Here is a 17,306-nt window from a genome sequence, read left to right on the forward strand (position 1 = left end):
ATAACTCACTGACTTTCAATTGATTACCGGAAAACGAAAAACCCCAGCAATCTTAAAGATTACTGGGGTTCGTAGACGTTGTGAAACGTCAGTACAACTTATATGGTGCCGGCTACCGGAGTCGAACTGGTGACCTACTGATTACAAGTCAGTTGCTCTACCTACTGAGCTAAGCCGGCTAAATTTGGCGGAAGGACAGAGATTCGAACTCTGGGAGCTGTTACACTCGACGGTTTTCAAGACCGTTGCCTTAAACCACTCGGCCATCCTTCCAATGGGCGCAGATATTAGCGCTACCGTTATGAAATGTCTATCGTTTCATTCGAAAAAATGCAGGAAAAAGTGCGTTTGGTTAAACTTCGTGCCGTCAGTGGTTAAAAAATGAAAAACCCCGCATAAGCGGGGCTCAATTATTCAGCAACAGACAGATTATTTAGGTTGGGAGTCATAGTCTGAACAGGTCTGATATCCTTTATTCATTACATGACCGGTATCGTTGTAGCTGACAAAATAGGTCTGCACTTTACCGTCACGCGGTGCCACCGCATAAGTATCACATGTGCCTTGTGCATGAACCAGGGTAGCTGTGGTTGACGGTGGGCCCGCAATGGCCCGAACTTGCTGCTTGGTCATCCCTACTTTTACGTCGCTGACCACCGGCTCATCAACATAACTGGCGGCACGGTCATACGCAGTACAGCCAGCCAGGATGGAAAATGCCGCCGCTGTGCAAACGGCTAAAACCAGCTTCTTCGTCATAGCTTGTCCTCTTAGAGTGCGTTTATTGTCCCCTAACTCTAGAAGAAGAAAGGCTTTTCGACAAATGCCGCTTTGTCTCTCGGTGCGCTTTTTCATTTTGTCAGCAGATAACGCAACAGGTCACGCCCAAAACACCAGCATTTGCCTACGGCGATCGACCACTATTTCCTTCTTGGCCGGATCTGCCCCCCCGGCTGCGGGGTTTAAATATCCTTCTGCTGTTTTGCTAACTGCGCCTCAAATACTTTTTGTGATTCTTTCACATAGTGCTGCAACCCCTGACGATCGACAAAAGCATCCAAATCCCCTGCTCGCAGCCGCACCATTTTATTTTCCAGATCGAAGCGTGTTCCCTTATTGGCGATGAAGATATCTGCCTGCTGCTCCGCAAGTCGAGCAAAGCTACCGCGAATATCCTGCACCAAATCGGGGTAGTTTTTATTGTCGATCAGATAATAATCCGGCGTTGCCAGACTGTCGGCATAGACCAGTCGGTAGTTTTGCTCCCCCTGATGTAACGTGGTTAGCCACGAGGTTGCCCCCGGCAGATGACCTGGCGTCATCAGCGCTGTTAACGTCAAACCGCCCAATGTAATGCTGTCGCCTTCACCAACAATAATATCGGCCTTCACTGGTGGGAAGCTCAGCGCATCACCGAGAGCAAAATCCTGCTTTCCTCCCAGCGCTAGCTGCTCGGCATTCGCGGCGCTGGCAACAACTTTCGCACCGCTCCACGCCTTCAACCGCGCAATACCACCAGCCTGATCAAGGCGTGCATGGCTATTGAGGATATAACGCAAGTCCTTAATGTCGAAGCCCAACGCCTCAATGTGCGCTTTTATCGTTGGTGCGCTGGCATCTAATGCAGCGTCGATCAGAATCAACCCTTCCGGGGTGCTCAACAATACAGATGAAAGGTTGCTGGTACCGACATAATAAACATGCGGGAACATCTGGAATGGCGCGACCGGCTGCGCCCATTGTTCAAACAATGTATACGGAGGCGCACTGGAAAGCGGCTGTGCGGGATTGAGCTGTGCCTGTGCGTTGAAACACAAAGTGATAGTCATGGCAGCCAAAAAACCAATGTTCTTTTTCATATTCCAATTCTATGGAGGTAAACGGGGCTGAAGTATACTCAGAGCAATATTGAGGCGTATTCAATTTATAAGGCCATTAATGAACATCCTGCAAATGGACATGAACCTGCTGAAAGTGCTCTATCTCTTGACCATCACGGGCTCCAGTCAGAAAACAGCGGACAAGCTGAGCATCAGCACTTCAGCAGTCAGCCATGCGTTAGCCCGCCTGCGTGAGGTACTGGATGAGCCGCTATTCCGCAGAGAGGGGCATACCCAAGTCCCAACCCTGTTTGCTCTATCGCTGAAAGAGAAGCTGACGCCGCTGTTCTCTTCGCTGGACAATGAACTGTTCGGCCATATGCAGGACACGCCACGACACTTCACCTTAGTCGCCCCTCCTGCACTGCATCCGATTCTACTGCCGCTTTTGGCGCAGAAAAGCACGCTCGCCAATGCAGATATTCGCTGTCAGAATTTTGAGCGGCGTTCATGGCGAAATGAACTCCTTGAAGGCAGTATCGATATGGTGATCGCCGTCGGCGATCACCAACAGCGAACCAGTGCACTGCGTTATGAACTCATTGGCAGTACGCGTCTGGTAGCAGTATTCGGGCAGCCCTTGCATCAGGCGTTACAGCATAAGAGTGGACTGCGATTCAGCGAATTGGCGGACTACGCACACTATTACTGCCATCCGTGGCCGCAGGAAGAAAATGAGCTGGACCGCCAATTAAAACGACAGGGGTTGCAGCGTAGAATTCAGCTCAGTTGTGCCGATTACGCTCAATTACCCCCAGTGCTGCGGACGGCCCCTTTGATGGCTGTCGTTCCGCTGCCCTGGTTCAGCGCCCAACCCGATAAACAAGGGCTACGCGCACTCCCCATTCAGGACAATCTGGCGGTTGGCCATCTGTTTTCACATTATCGTCAGGGTGAAATAGAGTGGAAAAAAAGGCTTATATCCACTCTTCATGCAGAACTGCGGCCCTATTATCAGTAACAACAATCAGAAGCCAAACTCACTCAGCGCCGCAATATCATCCGGACGACGGCCAAGCGGCCAGTGGAATTGGCGATCCTGTTCGCGGATAGGCATATCGTTGATGCAAGCATGTCGGTTAATCATCTGACCGTCCGGATTAAACTCCCAGTTCTCGTTGCCAAAACTGCGGTACCAGTTGCCGGAATCATCACGCCATTCGTAAGCAAAACGAACCGCAATACGCGCCCCATCAAATGCCCAAAGCTCTTTAATCAGCCGATACTCCAATTCTTTCGCCCATTTGCGCTGTAAGAATGCACACACAGCATCCCTGCCATCAACGAATTCAGCCCGATTACGCCAGTGGGTATCCACAGAATAGACCTGCGACACCCGTTCAGGATCGCGACTGTTCCAGGCATCTTCAGCCAACCGGACTTTCTCAATAGCCGACTCACGGGTAAACGGGGGTAACGGGGGTTTAATGCTCATCACTCACCTCTCAGGTTTTAATCATGTAGACAAGTCTGTCTACGCAATTAAGCTAGCGTATGTAGACAGACTTGTCTACAATCACTGTAATCAATATTTCTGGAGATGTTTGATGCCTGTCGCCAGCAACACTCTACCGCCGCGCCAGCGTATTCTGCTGACAGCCCACGATTTGTTTTACCGTGAAGGGATACGTGCTACCGGGATCGATCGCATTATTAGCGAGTCAGGTGTGGCTAAGGTCACGTTTTATCGCCACTTTCCTAGCAAAAACGAGTTGATTGCAGCGTTCCTGGCTTACCGCCATGAACAATGGTTGAGTTGGTTCAGCGCATCGCTGGAGAAACATGTGGCCCAGCGTGGGGATGTGCTGCTCGCTTTGGTACCTTGTTTTGAAGAGTGGTTTAACGATCCACAATATCGCGGTTGTGCTTTTATCAATACGGCAGTCGAACTAGCAGAGATGCTGCCGGAAAGCCTGAACATCGCGCACCAACACAAAAAACAGATGGCTGAAGAGATAGCCCGCCACCTTCCCGCGGGCCCGCAGCAGGAACAACGGGCAGAGATACTGGCGATGCTGATCGACGGAGCGATCGTCAAAGTACAAATTGAGCAGCAAGCACAGCATGCACTGCTGCTGCTCGGAGAGATGTTGAAGACGCTGGCTACAGTCTGGAACACTCAGTAATTGGCCCAGATCCCCGGCGTCACTAACTCCAACAGATGATTGTCGGGGTCCCGGAAGTAGATACTTTCACCACCGTGATCCCAACTCATGCGCCCTTCGATCTCAATGCCATGCACCGTAAGGTGTTGCTCCCAATGCGGCAACTGTTCTTTCGTCACCGCAAGTCCAATATGCAGCGGTCCATTGCCATCATGTGAAGGAATATATCCTTCGGGATAATGTGCCCCCTTTACAGAATCACCCTCAATAAACAACAACAACACACTTTGCTGACCCACGTTGTAGGCACGGAAACGCGCGTTAGCCACCATAACCGGCAGCTTTAACACTTCCTGATAGAAAGCAGCGGCACGCTCGATATCTTTGACATACAACACGGTTTCAATCACCCGCTCAATATTGAGTTCCATACTAACCTCCTGATTTATTTGTATAGAGGAAGTTTAGGTAAACGACAGAGCATCAAAATGGCAATCCGTGCCGCATTAATATCAATTCGTGCCAAATCACAGGCAAAAAAAACGCGGCCCGAAGGCCGCGTGGTCACATTCACACTCTGTTGCTTAGAACTGGTAAACCAGGCCCACGGCAACCACGTTGTCGGTGTTGATACCGGCAGCTTTGGTGAAGTCATTCTCATCCAACAGGTTGATTTTGTAGTCAACGTAGGTGGACATGTTTTTGTTGAAGAAGTAGCTGGTACCCAAGTCCACAAATTTGACCAGATCTTCGTCGCCATAATCCTTGCCGTTAGCTGCCAGACCCAGGTTTTTACCTTTAGTTTGGTTATAACCAACAAATGGACGCAGACCGAAGTCAAACTGGTAATGTGCATAGGCTTCGAAGCTTTGTGCCTTGTTGGCATAGCCATATGCATCACTGCTTGAAGACCCGAAACGTGCAGCATTGTAGGATTGAGTGAACATCACGGCCAGGTAAGTGTCGTTGGCGTCATATTTCAGACCACCTGAATAACCTTCTGCGCGATCACCACGGCCCATGATGCCGCTGTAACCGTCACCGCCGTTCTGCTGGGTGGTACGTTTAGAGTTGAAGAATGCACCTGCAGCGCTGATGCCATAGCCCAGATCGTAGTTCACCGACATGCCGTAGCCGTCGCCGTTTTGACCCAGTACATCACGGCCATTGTTAGACTCTTCACCGCTGCCGTTTTTACCTTGGTACTGCAGGGCAAAGTTCAGGCCGTCTACCAGACCGAAGAAGTCGGTATTACGGTAAGTCGCCAAACCGCTAGAACGCTGGAACATGAACTGGTCAGCGCCATATGTGGAACCATCAAACTCAGGCTGCAAGTCGGTATAAGCGGCTACGTCATACAGCACGCCAGTATTACGACCGTAGTCGAATGAACCGTAGTCACCAAACTTCAGACCGGCAAAACCGTAACGGGTAAAGTTTTTGTTGTCCTGGCTTTCCGCGTGATTGAGGTTGGCCTGATATTCCCACTGGCCATAACCGGTCAGTTGATCGCTGATTTGTGTTTCGCCGCGCAGGCCGAAACGCATATAAGACATGTCACCATCTGAGCCACTGTTATCGGAGAAATAGTGAAGACCATCGATTTTACCGTACAAATCCAGTTTATTACCGTCTTTGTTGTAGATTTCCGCCGCGCCTGCTGTGCCTGCAACCAGCAGAGCGGGTACTATCAGAGAGAGTACTCGAAGTTTCATTGTTATTATCCTCGTTAATTATGTCGAGCTATGGCCACTGCCCTTTTGAGCATTATTAGCACGACTGTGCATTACCATTCTGGTAACAAGGGTAATATTAATCCAGAAAGAAAATGATACCAAGTATCCGATAGTGTTTCATTGTGATTAATAAAGGTTTCCAAATGTAAACTTGAGCGAACTTCCACAAAACATTACAGACAAACAAAATAAGGCACATAATGCCAAAAAATACACTTATAGATATAAAATCATGTAGTTATACAAAACTTTAAGAAAAAACAGACTGCCATACAAAAGTCATTTCCAATAAGCACATTGTGCCAAAAACACCGCTTAACACTGCCGTTATAATAATCCCGCTATCATCATTATTTTCATTATTACCTTCATTATCTGTAAGATAATTTCTGAACACTTCGACCGGCTTCTGGCCGGTTTTTTATTGCCTCACATTTTTCTCATATTCTGCTTTTACCGCACTTTTCGCTAAAAAATAATCACCTATAGAGATCATCCCGCTAATTAACTTCCGCACTAATCGCTAATCTTTTCTTCTATTATAGTCTACATATTAAGCGCATTAATTTGGAAAGCGTTCTATTGCTTAAATACCTACCACTTGGGCTGTAAAACTGTTTAAGACGGCAACATTGGCCGCACAGTGTCTATTTTGATAGTCTGCAATAAATACCCAAATGAAAATGACCTATGCTACTTCAACCCGAAGCGCTATGGCGTCGGCTACAGAGTTCCCCTTTCCGCGCCAAGTTCCGTCTTAACGTCAAAGACCAACTTTATTTTGAAACCAAAGGCCTGCCGCTGATCCTCAGTCACGCACGAGACTTTATCGAACAACGACTTGCCGCACCCTTTCCAAAAAATGACGGCAAACAAACGCCCATGCGAGGACATCCGGTATTTGTCGCCCAGCACGCCACAGCCACCTGTTGCCGCGGCTGCCTGGCCAAATGGCATAATATTCCACAAGGCCAAGCACTGGACGAACAACACAAGCTGTATATTGTGGATGTCATTGCCCTGTGGTTGGAACACAGAGCCAGTGTAAAGGCCGATGACAGCGCAAATCCTTTCGACCCGGATCGCGGATTGTGATAAAAACACTCCATAACTTTTAGCCCGTACTCCCACAATAGATCCTGATGCCCACATGACATCCACCTTGTGCAGTGAACAGCAAAAACCTGGCGTCCCGGCGCAGATAGCCACGCGATTGGCCTTTTTTGTTGCCGGTTTCGGCATGGCCGCTTGGGCACCACTCGTGCCATTTGCCAAAGCACGTATTGGTATAGATGACGGCTCCCTGGGTTTGCTGTTGTTGTGCATTGGTGCCGGTTCGATGTTGGCAATGCCATTAACCGGTTATCTGACCGGTAAGTTAGGCTGTCGCCCGGTTATTTTGCTGGCCGGTCTGGCATTGTGTATTGATTTACCCCTGCTGGTGCTGATGAATACCACGACAGGTATGGCGCTTGCCCTGCTGCTGTTTGGAGCGGCGATCGGCATGATTGATGTGGCGATGAACGTACAAGCAGTGGTGGTCGAACGCGCCAGTGGCAAAGCAATGATGTCGGGTTTCCACGGTTTCTTCAGCGTTGGTGGCATTGCCGGTGCCGGCGGAGTCAGCGTGATGTTATGGTTGGGATTATCGCCCTTGCTGGCAACGTGGATCACCGTATTAACCATTGCCGCACTATTGATGCTAGCCAGCCGTAATTTACTGCGTGAAAGCGGCGGCGAAGAAGGTGGCCCAATGTTCGTGCTGCCACGCGGTTGGGTCATGTTTATCGGTATTCTGTGCTTTATTATGTTTCTCGCCGAAGGTTCGATGCTCGACTGGAGTGCGCTGTTCCTCACCACATTGAGGGGAGTCGATCACAGTCAGGCAGGGCTGGGCTATGCATTATTCTCTATCACCATGACCATCGGCAGGCTGAACGGCGATCGGGTGGTGAACACGCTGGGTCGATATAAGGTATTGCTGCTCGGCAGTCTATGCGCGGCGATCGGCCTCAGTCTGGCTATTGTCTTCAATAACGCCATAATTTCGTTGGTAGGGTTTATGCTGGTCGGCCTTGGGGCCTCTAATGTGGTACCGATTTTGTTCAGTGCAGCAGGCAATCAGCATGATATGCCCGCAAACCTGGCCATCGCCTCCGTCACCACAGTGGGTTATGCAGGTATTCTCGCTGGGCCCGCGCTGATCGGGTTTATCGCACAATTCTCCAGTCTGACAGCGGCTTTTGCCTGCGTTGCAGTATTACTTCTGGCGGTTACCGCCAGCGCCAGAGCCGTAACCCGTTGATTCAGGAATGCGCAGTCAACTATGCAAAATAAACAACTGACGATTAGCTCAAGCAACATTACCCGCTGCTTCCTGTTATTTTCTGTACTGCTGACGATTGCTATCGGCCTGTATGGCTACAACTATACCAATGCCTGGCTGGCAGAAAAAAAGTATGCACTGAATAGCATCGCCAATGCCTTGCAAAAACGCATTGATAGCTACCGTTACGTCACCTATCAGATCTACGACAAGTTCGGCAATGCATCATCTTTGAACGTGGATCCCAGCTTGCAGGAAACCCGGCTGCGCCCGGACGTTTATTACCTGGAAAAACCGCATAAAAAAACGGATGCGATTATTTTTGGCAGCCATGAAGAAGGCACCCTGGCGATGATCGCCAATATTTCAGACTATCTGGATACCCGCTGGGGAGCCAAAACTGAAAATTACGCCATGTATTACCTCAATGGTCAGGATAACAGCCTGAGTTTAATCACCACTCAACCGCTGAAAGAACTGGCCTCACGCTTCAAAGAAAGTTACCTGACGACGTCGGCAGAGGATCGCCGGGCAGAGATGCTGCAGCAGGCTAACATGCTCGATGAACGTGAAAGCTTCTCTGCCCTGCGTAAGCAGCGCTTCCAAAATGCTTATTCATTTTCAATCCGCACCACCTTTAACCAACCGGGGCATCTGGCCACGGTGATCGCCTTTGATCTACCGATTAATGACATCATCCCGATCAATATGGCCCGCGCCAACTTTATGCTGCTGCCTGACGATATGAACCTGGATGACAGCGCCGTTTCGGTAGATACGGCTACCAATGCCGGTGTCTCAATGACCGGCAACTGGGTCGAGTTCAGCGCCCCACTGCCCAATGCGCCGCTGAAAGTGGTTTATCGCGTTTCTGCAATCAACCTGGCCATTGACCTACTACGTAACAATATCTGGCTGATCGTCATTAATCTGTTGCTGTTGGCGCTGTCGATGGTGGGCATTTACTTTATCCGTCGCCAATACATTCGCCCGAGCGAAAATATGGCGGTTGAGCTGGAAACCGAGCGCGCACTGAATCAGGAAATCATCGCCAGTTTACCCTCCGGCCTGCTGGTGTATAACTTCACCAGTAACACAGTGATCGCCAGCAATAAGATTGCCCAACACCTGCTACCTCACCTCAGCCTGCAAAAAATCGCCCACATGGCCGAACAGCACCACGGCGTTATCCAGGCGACAGTCAACAATGAGGTGTATGAGATTCGTATCTTCCGTAGCCAACTGTCACCGGAAACCTATCTGTTCCTGCTCAATGATCAGGACAAGGAAGTGATGGTGAACAAGCGCCTACAGCAAGCACAACGCGAATACGACAAGAACGTACAGGCACGTAAGCTGATGCTGCATAACCTGGGTATTGAGCTGAACCAGCCAGTGCGTCAAATGCATGACCTGGCCGACCGCCTACGTACCCAGCCGGATGAAGAACAGCAGCAAGCACTTCTGAAACAACTGACGGCACAATCCTCATCGGTGCTGGGGCTGATTGAAAATATCACCCTGCTCACCCGTCTGGAAACCCAGGACTGGCAACCTTCGCGCCATCCCTTCAGTCCGTCGGTCTTGATTGATGAGTTACTGCGTGAATCCTTGCCGTCCATCAATCAGAAAGGGCTGACGCTGTTTAACCATTTCCAGCTTGATGTTGAACAGCACTACGTGGGGGACGCCAACGCGTTACGCAAAGTGCTTTCACTGTTGGTGCATTACGCCATTATTACGACGTCCTGTGGCAAGATTTCACTGGTGATCGATCATGAACCGGAACACCCCGACCGTCTGGTGTTCCATATTAATGATACCGGCTCCGGTATTTCCAATGAGGAAATCAGCAATCTGAACTACCCGTTCCTCAGTCAGACATTGGTGGATCGCTTTAATCATGGTTCCGGCCTCACTTTCTTCCTATGCAACCAACTGTGCAAAAAGCTTAACGGACAGTTGGATATCCGCAGCAAGGTGGATATCGGTACCCGCTATACCATTCGCGTGCCGATGGAGATGGAAAAAAAGGATGCGGAAGCACAGGAAAAACTGCTCGATGGCGTAACGGCGCTGCTGGACATCACCTCTGAGGAAGTCCGCGGCATTGTTACGCACTTGCTGCATGCCTATGGCGCAAGCTGCATCATTGCCGATGAACGTCAGATCAACCGCGATTACGACGTGCTACTGACGGATAACCCACAACGAGCCGACGATTATACCTTGCTGCTGACTAGCGATGAGGCCGGATGGCAACAGCTTGAAAAACGGTACATTCGAGTAAACTATAACCTGAGTGGTGCAATGATCGACGCCGTATTAATGCTGATTGAACAGCAAATGGCCGCTCTGGAACAGCAGGAAAGTGCGCTTTCACTGACCACAAATGACATCCAACTCTATGAAAAACAATTGAAATCAAGTGATTACTATGGCCTGTTTGTCGATACAGTACCCGACGATGTCAAAAAACTGTATACTGAGGCGGGCAGCAGTGATTTCAATGCTCTGTCACAGACCGCACATCGCCTAAAAGGCGTGTTTGCCATGTTAAATCTGCTTCCCGGTAAGCAACTGTGTGAATCGTTAGAACAGCACATCGCAGACGGTGATGCGCTCAAGATCGAGAATAACATCAGTCAGATTGATTTTTTCGTCAGTAGACTGCTGCAGCAAGGTAGCCAACAACATGAATAACCTGAACGTAATTATTGCTGATGACCATCCTATCGTACTGTTTGGCATCCGGAAGTCACTTGAGCAAATTGAATGGGTGAATGTCGTTGGGGAGTTTGAAGACTCAACAGCACTGATCAACAATCTGTCCAAACTGGACGCTAACGTCCTGATCACCGATCTTTCGATGCCTGGTGATAAGTATGGCGACGGCATTACGCTGATCAAATACATCAAACGCCATTATCCGCAATTGTCGATCATCGTTCTGACCATGAACAACAACCCGGCAATTCTTAGTGCCGTGTTGGATCTGGATATTGAAGGCATCGTGTTGAAGCAAGGTGCACCAACTGACCTGCCGAAAGCGCTGGCCGCATTGCAGAAAGGCAAAAAGTTCACGCCGGAAAGCGTCTCCAAACTGTTGGAGAGAATCAGCGCCAGTGGTTACGGTGATAAGCGTCTGTCACCGAAAGAGAGCGAAGTACTGCGCCTGTTTGCCGAAGGTTTCCTGGTGACTGAGATCGCCAAGAAACTCAATCGCAGCATCAAAACCATCAGTAGCCAGAAGAAATCGGCCATGATGAAGCTGGGTGTTGAGAACGATATCGCACTGCTCAACTACCTCTCTTCTGTCAGCATGGCACCGCTGGACAAAGACTAAAGTCGTCCGGTTTTTCACAGAGGGCGCGGCATTATGCCGCGCCCTTTTGCTTTTAAGCGTTCTCCTGCTCGACACGCAGGCGGCGTACCTGTTGACTGTAATATGCCAGCGTTTGATCTAACGTTTCTAACGTCACCGGTTTGGACAGACAATTGTCCATCCCCGCCTCGATACAGCGCTGTTTCTCTTCCGCCAACGCATTCGCCGTCACGCCGATTACCGGTGAGGTAAAGTGCAATTGACGCAAACGCTGAGTCAGGAGATACCCGTCCATGTTCGGCATGTTAACGTCGGTCAGCACAATATCGACCCTGTTGTGGTTGAGTACATCTAATGCATCGACACCATCATTGGCCGTCACTACCTGGTACCCCAACGAGCTCAACTGATCGGACAACAACCGGCGGTTAATCGGATGGTCGTCCACCACCAGCAAATGTATATCGCCGTTATCTACTTTGCTGGCCTTAACCGGCAACGGCAATTGCATCAGGGTATTGCCACTTTCATCAAGGGTACCAAATAGCCGGTTGAGCAACGTGAGGGTTTCACGCGGCGTCGACGTACTGTGCATCCAGTAACCCGGCCGGGTTTCCTGCGACGGGCCAATATGCTCAATAGAGAATTGGATCTGCGCCAGCAAAGGCGTACTGACCATCAATGGATGGTCACTGAGCATCACATCACTGGCGGCAGTCTCCTCTCCCTGATGGCGCAACACCCTAGCGCCATAACCGCCCAGGATTTCCATCAGATAGCTTTCTAGCCGTTGATTGCGGATATCCAGCCACAAGGTTCTACCTTGCCAGGTATCACTGGCCTGCGGGATCGGGAACTGTGCATTAAACAGAGGGATACGGATAGTAAACAAACTGCCCAATCCCGGCTCAGACTCAACAGCAATGTCGCCATCCATCATGTTGATCAGCTTTTCACAAATCGCCAGCCCCAGCCCAGTCCCCTGGAAATGACGCTGAACGCCACTCCCCACCTGGAAGAATGGGTCGAACAAGCGAGTAATTTCTTTCTCGGGAATGCCGACGCCGGTATCGCGAACGCTGAACTCCAGATAGCTTCCACGCGTGCACACCTGCAAAATGATACAACCGGTATCGGTAAACTTAATGGCGTTGTTCAACAAGTTAGATAACACCTGTTGTAACCGCACTGGATCGCCTGAAATACGTTCCGGTACGTTTTGTTCGATAAAGCAGTACAACCCCAGGCGTTTCTTCACCACCAACGGCAAATAGTTGCCGGCAATATGGGTAATCACTTCCAGACAGGAAAACTCACGCGGCTCAATTTTCAACTGTTCGGACTCGATTTTGGAGAAATCGAGGATATCGCTGATGATCTTCAGCAGCAGTCCCGAGGAGTTGTTCATCGCATTGACCAGCCGATCAACACCCTGCGGCAGTGCCTTGGTTTGCAATAAATCGAGGTTGCCGATGATGCCGTACAAGGGGGTGCGTAATTCGTGACTCACCGTCGCCAGGAACATCGACTTCGACTGACTGGCCTGCTCTGCCGCCGCCGCCATCTCCTGCAGCGATTCTTCCATTTTCACGCGAGCACTGACGTCTACCAACACACAGATCGCCACATCCTCGTTGCGGTAACGGGAATGCACAAAGCTGATTTGCAGATTATTGTTATTACTGGTCATCACATCGACAAAATTTGCCTGCTGTTCGCAAATGATGCGTGTGATGCGATCACGGTCTTCGTGAGTCAGTAAATTGATGTAGTTATGCGCCAGCTCGTTACTCAGAATGTTAGTGCCATCGCTGATGCGTAAAATACAAATCCCCACCGGTGCCGAAGCAACAATTTTGCGGTTGAACTGCTCATGTTCTTCCAACCGGAACGCATTGTCTTCCGCGGGTAAAAACATTTTCCGCTCAAACAACCAGGCCAACGTGAACAGCACAATGGCGGACAGCAAATTGAGCAAAACCGCATTGAGTATCAGCATCTTGAAACGCTCAACCACGGTCTTCACTGGCACAGAATACACAATACTGAGCGATGACGGTGGCAGCGCCTTTTTCATGATCAGGTCGCGGTAATTATCCACATAGCCAAAATAGGCTTGCTCGTCTGGGTAGCTGCCAGACACTTGCGCATCGCGCTCGCCATCCGCCAACCGCAATATCGGATCGTTATTCTCATCCAGCAGAGTCACTGCAATCGGCAAATTGCCCGCGGTGACGAAATCTTCTAAACGTATCGTCTGCTCAATGCCCAGCAATGCCTCGAGCTTGTTGCCTATATAAATGGGTGTCAGCACATACAAATAGCCGACATCCGGCCGCTGCTGGCTTGGGCTGATCCAGTACAGGTTATTGTCTTTGTCCTGGTTTTTGGCATTGCGATATTTAAGGATGCGCTCGTGCAGGGTCTTCAGCGCATCTGCACGGTTGGTGACACCACTGCTGCCACCAAACTCCGCCATGCACAAGCTGTCGCCGCCGATGAAAAACACCCTATTGAGATCATAGGCCGCGACAAAATTCTCTTTCCAGTATTGAATCAACCCGCTTAGCGAATTAAGCGAGCTGCGGTATGTGATGTTGAGTGAACAGTTGGACTCCGGATACAACGGGAAGAACTCCGGTGAACTGCTCTTGCCAGGGAAGATACCGTTGAACATGTCCAGGCTGTTGACAGAACCATTGAGACGGTTTTCTGCCATGTACTTAATATCACGAATAATGTCGGCAGAATGGCGGATATAACCCTGGGCCTGATCAAAATTCAAATTGTAGTCCTGCCGGATATCAGATTCTTTCTGGTGCAGGATATTCAGGATATAGAACGTGGTGAGCAACGCTCCCAACGACCACAACATAATCGCCAGTACCCGAAACAGATAGCGGGATATTTTTAACGTGGTACGAAAAGAGGCTAAATATTTCAATCGGATACCATACAAAAGTAAGTGGCGACCAGCGAATTCATATCAGAGACTGGATCTCTGGTTTGGGTCTGGTAATTAAACCATATAACTGAAAAAGGGCCTAGCATCGCTGCCAGGCCCTTTATACCAATGCAATAGGGGAGACACGCTGCCCCTACAGCTTAGGCGTTATCATCATCCGCATTGTCTACCGCGTCAGAATCATCATCGCCCTCGTCCAGCGGCGCTGCATCTTCTTCTACGCCTTCCGCACCCGGCTCCAAGCTGTCCAGCTCTTCGTCTTCCACCGGTTCGGCAACACGCTGCAGGCCGACGACGTTCTCGTCTTCAGCAGTACGGATCAGCGTAACACCTTGGGTATTACGACCAACCACGCTGACTTCAGATACGCGAGTACGCACCAGCGTACCGGCATCGGTGATCATCATGATCTGATCGGTCGTTTCGACCTGTACCGCACCAACAACCTGACCATTACGCTCGCTCACCTTAATGGAGATAACCCCTTGGGTGGCACGTGACTTGGTCGGGTATTCGGTCACAGCGGTACGTTTCCCGTAGCCGTTCTGGGTGACGGTCAGGATATCGCCTTCACCACGTGGCACAATCAGGGAGATAACGCTGTCGCCTTCGCCCAGATTGATACCGCGAACACCGGTAGCAGTACGGCCCATTGAACGCACCTGCGTTTCTGGGAAGCGAACCACTTTACCATTGGCAGAGAACAGCATGACTTCGTTGCTGCCATCGGTCAGGTCAACACCAATCAGCTCGTCACCCTCGTTGAGGTTAACGGCGATGATGCCGGCACTGCGTGGGCGGCTAAACTCGGTCAAGGCAGTTTTCTTCACGGTGCCGCTGGCAGTCGCCATAAACACGTGACGCCCTTCTTCGTACTCGCGTACAGGCAGAATGGCGGTGATACGCTCATTGGCTTCCAGCGGCAACAAGTTGACGATTGGACGCCCACGCGCACCACGGCTGGCTTCAGGCAATTGGTACACCTTCATCCAGTACAAACGACCACGGCTGGAGAAGCACAGGATCGTATCGTGGGTGTTGGCCACCAACAGGCGATCGATAAAGTCTTCTTCTTTAATACGTGCAGCTGACTTGCCCTTACCGCCACGTCGTTGCGCTTCATAGTCACTCAACGGCTGATACTTCACATAGCCTTGGTGCGACAGCGTAACTACCACGTCTTCCTGGTTGATCAGGTCTTCAATATTGATATCTGAAGTGTTGGCGGTAATTTCAGTACGGCGAGCGTCGTTATACAGCTCTTTGATTGCAATCAGCTCTTCGCGGATCACTTCCATCAGACGGTCTGGGTTTTCCAGAATAAAGATCAGCTCAGCAATCGCTGTCAGCAGCTCTTTATATTCGTCCAACAGCTTTTCATGCTCCAGGCCGGTCAGTTTCTGCAGACGCAGATCCAAAATCGCCTGAGCTTGCTGCTCGGTCAGGTAGTACTTACCGTCACGGATACCGAACTCCGGCTCCAGCCACTCAGGACGAGCAGCATTGTCACCGGCGCGTTCCAGCATGGCGCTCACGTTGCCCAGTTCCCACGCTTGAGCAACCAGCGCGACTTTGGCTTCCGCAGGGGTTGGCGCACGACGGATCATTTCAATAATCGGATCGATATTTGCCAGTGCAATGGCCAACGCTTCCAAGATATGGGCGCGATCACGGGCCTTACGCAATTCGAAGATGGTACGACGTGTAACCACTTCACGGCGGTGGCGAACAAACGCCTGCAAAATATCCTTCAGGTTCAGCAGTTTCGGCTGTCCCTGATGCAATGCCACCATGTTGATACCGAAGGTCACCTGCAGCTGAGTCAGCGAGTACAGGTTGTTCAGCACCACTTCACCGACCGCATCACGTTTGACTTCAATGACGATACGCATACCGTCTTTGTCAGACTCGTCACGCAGCGCGCTGATGCCTTCCACACGTTTTTCTTTGACCAGCTCGGCGATCTTTTCGATCAGACGCGCCTTGTTCACCTGATACGGGATCTCGTGAACAATGATGGTTTCGCGGCCAGTTTTGGCGTCGGCTTCTACTTCGGCACGCGCGCGGACATAAACTTTACCACGCCCAGTGCGATACGCCTCTTCGATACCGCGACGGCCATTGATGATTGCCGCCGTCGGGAAGTCTGGCCCCGGGATGTGCTCCATCAGGCCTTCGATGCTGATGTTTTCATCATCGATATACGCCAAACAACCGTTGATAACCTCTGACAGGTTATGTGGCGGAATATTGGTCGCCATGCCCACGGCGATACCTGACGAGCCGTTTACCAGCAGGTTCGGGATCTTGGTTGGCATGACGGCTGGGATCTGCTCGGTGCCATCATAGTTAGGCACGAAGTCGACGGTTTCTTTTTCCAGATCCGCCAGCAGTTCGTGAGCAATTTTGGACATGCGCACTTCGGTATAACGCATTGCCGCAGCGGAGTCGCCGTCGACGGAACCGAAGTTACCCTGACCGTCCACCAGCATATAGCGCAGCGAGAACGGTTGGGCCAAACGCACGATGGTGTCGTAAACCGCGCTGTCACCGTGAGGGTGATATTTACCGATCACGTCCCCGACGACACGGGCCGATTTCTTGTATGGTTTATTCCAGTCGTTACCCAGTACATTCATCGCGTACAGTACGCGGCGATGCACCGGCTTCAGTCCATCACGAACATCTGGCAGCGCACGTCCGACAATTACGGACATCGCGTAGTCCAGATACGAGTTTTTCAACTCGTCTTCGATGTTTACCGGTGTGATTTCTCTGGCAAGGTCGCTCATGGAGCTGCTATCCCTCTACTAATGATTCATCTGCCCGCTGCCATAGTGGCAAAGGTGTAAAACTATATCACAAAGCACGCTTTACGGGAAAATAACCGCCGCTCTTTAACTGAAATTGTGCATATATGTGCAGTAAAAATGCATCGGCGCAGACGGTGCTGCGCTGGAACATGTATA

13 protein-coding genes and 2 tRNA genes are annotated in these 17,306 nt (G+C 50.5%); 6 read left to right on the forward strand and 9 right to left on the reverse strand.

Annotated features, from left to right (window positions below; all coding sequences use genetic code 11):
• Positions 1-103: 103 nt before the first annotated feature.
• The 4 genes from SGR01S_RS16210 to blaSPR form a co-directional block, all read right to left on the reverse strand.
• Positions 104-179: transfer RNA gene (locus SGR01S_RS16210), tRNA-Thr, on the reverse strand.
• Positions 180-185: 6 nt separating this feature from the next.
• Positions 186-273: transfer RNA gene (locus SGR01S_RS16215), tRNA-Ser, on the reverse strand.
• Positions 274-429: 156 nt separating this feature from the next.
• Complete coding sequence (gene osmE / locus SGR01S_RS16220; protein ID WP_037420878.1) at positions 430-759, reverse strand: osmotically-inducible lipoprotein OsmE; 330 nt, start codon at positions 757-759, stop codon at positions 430-432.
• Positions 760-962: 203 nt separating this feature from the next.
• Positions 963-1,859, reverse strand: coding sequence for an SPR family subclass B3 metallo-beta-lactamase (blaSPR, locus tag SGR01S_RS16225; protein ID WP_061808001.1), 897 nt, complete (start codon positions 1,857-1,859; stop codon positions 963-965).
• 79 nt (positions 1,860-1,938) lie between these two features.
• Between blaSPR and SGR01S_RS16230 the strand changes: the two genes are divergently transcribed.
• Positions 1,939-2,841, forward strand: a complete 903-nt coding sequence (locus SGR01S_RS16230; RefSeq protein ID WP_061808002.1) for a LysR substrate-binding domain-containing protein — start codon at positions 1,939-1,941, stop codon at positions 2,839-2,841.
• A gap of 6 nt (positions 2,842-2,847) precedes the next feature.
• Here SGR01S_RS16230 and SGR01S_RS16235 read toward each other — a convergent pair whose 3' ends face one another.
• Positions 2,848-3,315, reverse strand: a complete 468-nt coding sequence (locus SGR01S_RS16235; RefSeq protein WP_061808003.1) for a nuclear transport factor 2 family protein — start codon at positions 3,313-3,315, stop codon at positions 2,848-2,850.
• Between the two features lie 112 nt (positions 3,316-3,427).
• Here SGR01S_RS16235 and SGR01S_RS16240 point away from each other — a divergent pair, with 112 nt between their 5' ends.
• Entirely contained in the window at positions 3,428-4,006 is a 579-nt protein-coding gene (locus SGR01S_RS16240; RefSeq protein ID WP_061808004.1) for a TetR/AcrR family transcriptional regulator, read from the forward strand.
• Here the strand turns inward: SGR01S_RS16240 and SGR01S_RS16245 are convergent.
• Together SGR01S_RS16245 and ompC are read right to left on the reverse strand one after the other, a co-directional pair.
• The gene (locus SGR01S_RS16245) at positions 4,000-4,416 is read right to left on the reverse strand and encodes a VOC family protein (protein ID WP_061808005.1); all 417 of its coding nucleotides are present in this window, start codon (positions 4,414-4,416) and stop codon (positions 4,000-4,002) included. The two genes, SGR01S_RS16240 and SGR01S_RS16245, sit on opposite strands and share 7 nt — an antisense overlap.
• A gap of 153 nt (positions 4,417-4,569) precedes the next feature.
• Positions 4,570-5,700: a porin OmpC gene (gene ompC / locus SGR01S_RS16250; protein ID WP_037420895.1), complete on the reverse strand. Its 1,131-nt coding sequence runs from the start codon at positions 5,698-5,700 to the stop codon at positions 4,570-4,572.
• A 711-nt stretch (positions 5,701-6,411) separates the two neighbouring features.
• On the opposite strand from ompC, the gene SGR01S_RS23860 reads away from it, so the two are divergent.
• Genes SGR01S_RS23860 through rcsB form a run of 4 tightly spaced genes read left to right on the forward strand, consistent with a single transcriptional unit; the run spans position 6,412 to position 11,393 of the window.
• Positions 6,412-6,816 carry a DUF4186 domain-containing protein gene (locus SGR01S_RS23860; protein WP_073963469.1) on the forward strand — a complete coding sequence of 135 codons (405 nt, stop codon included), beginning with the start codon at positions 6,412-6,414 and terminating at the stop codon, positions 6,814-6,816.
• 55 nt (positions 6,817-6,871) lie between these two features.
• Positions 6,872-8,026 carry an MFS transporter gene (locus SGR01S_RS16260; protein WP_037420900.1) on the forward strand — a complete coding sequence of 385 codons (1,155 nt, stop codon included), beginning with the start codon at positions 6,872-6,874 and terminating at the stop codon, positions 8,024-8,026.
• A 21-nt stretch (positions 8,027-8,047) separates the two neighbouring features.
• Positions 8,048-10,750, forward strand: a complete 2,703-nt coding sequence (rcsD, locus tag SGR01S_RS16265; protein WP_061808007.1) for a phosphotransferase RcsD — start codon at positions 8,048-8,050, stop codon at positions 10,748-10,750.
• Complete coding sequence (gene rcsB / locus SGR01S_RS16270) at positions 10,743-11,393, forward strand: response regulator transcription factor RcsB (protein ID WP_037420903.1); 651 nt, start codon at positions 10,743-10,745, stop codon at positions 11,391-11,393. The genes rcsD and rcsB overlap by 8 nt, the downstream gene beginning before the upstream one ends.
• 52 nt (positions 11,394-11,445) lie before the next feature.
• On the opposite strand, the gene rcsC is transcribed toward rcsB, so the two are convergent.
• A complete protein-coding gene (gene rcsC / locus SGR01S_RS16275) occupies positions 11,446-14,316 on the reverse strand; it encodes a two-component system sensor histidine kinase RcsC (RefSeq protein ID WP_061808008.1) in 2,871 nt (956 codons plus the stop codon).
• A 161-nt stretch (positions 14,317-14,477) separates the two neighbouring features.
• Positions 14,478-17,129 (reverse strand): DNA topoisomerase (ATP-hydrolyzing) subunit A, encoded by a 2,652-nt coding sequence (gyrA, locus tag SGR01S_RS16280; protein WP_037420909.1) that lies wholly within the window; start codon positions 17,127-17,129, stop codon positions 14,478-14,480.
• Between the last annotated feature and the right edge of the window lie 177 nt (positions 17,130-17,306).

Source organism: Serratia grimesii NBRC 13537 (assembly GCF_001590905.1).
Lineage (GTDB): Bacteria > Pseudomonadota > Gammaproteobacteria > Enterobacterales > Enterobacteriaceae > Serratia > Serratia grimesii.

Excerpts from the sequence above, each read along its gene's own strand:
- osmE (WP_037420878.1), bottom strand. The coding sequence starts at position 759 with ATGACGAAGAAGCTGGTTTTAGCCGTTTGCACAGCGGCGGCATTTTCC.
- blaSPR (WP_061808001.1), bottom strand. The coding sequence starts at position 1,859 with ATGAAAAAGAACATTGGTTTTTTGGCTGCCATGACTATCACTTTGTGT.
- SGR01S_RS16230 (WP_061808002.1), top strand. The coding sequence starts at position 1,939 with ATGAACATCCTGCAAATGGACATGAACCTGCTGAAAGTGCTCTATCTC.
- SGR01S_RS16235 (WP_061808003.1), bottom strand. The coding sequence starts at position 3,315 with ATGAGCATTAAACCCCCGTTACCCCCGTTTACCCGTGAGTCGGCTATT.
- SGR01S_RS16240 (WP_061808004.1), top strand. The coding sequence starts at position 3,428 with ATGCCTGTCGCCAGCAACACTCTACCGCCGCGCCAGCGTATTCTGCTG.
- SGR01S_RS16245 (WP_061808005.1), bottom strand. The coding sequence starts at position 4,416 with ATGGAACTCAATATTGAGCGGGTGATTGAAACCGTGTTGTATGTCAAA.
- ompC (WP_037420895.1), bottom strand. The coding sequence starts at position 5,700 with ATGAAACTTCGAGTACTCTCTCTGATAGTACCCGCTCTGCTGGTTGCA.
- SGR01S_RS23860 (WP_073963469.1), top strand. The coding sequence starts at position 6,412 with ATGCTACTTCAACCCGAAGCGCTATGGCGTCGGCTACAGAGTTCCCCT.
- SGR01S_RS16260 (WP_037420900.1), top strand. The coding sequence starts at position 6,872 with ATGACATCCACCTTGTGCAGTGAACAGCAAAAACCTGGCGTCCCGGCG.
- rcsD (WP_061808007.1), top strand. The coding sequence starts at position 8,048 with ATGCAAAATAAACAACTGACGATTAGCTCAAGCAACATTACCCGCTGC.
- rcsB (WP_037420903.1), top strand. The coding sequence starts at position 10,743 with ATGAATAACCTGAACGTAATTATTGCTGATGACCATCCTATCGTACTG.
- gyrA (WP_037420909.1), bottom strand. The coding sequence starts at position 17,129 with ATGAGCGACCTTGCCAGAGAAATCACACCGGTAAACATCGAAGACGAG.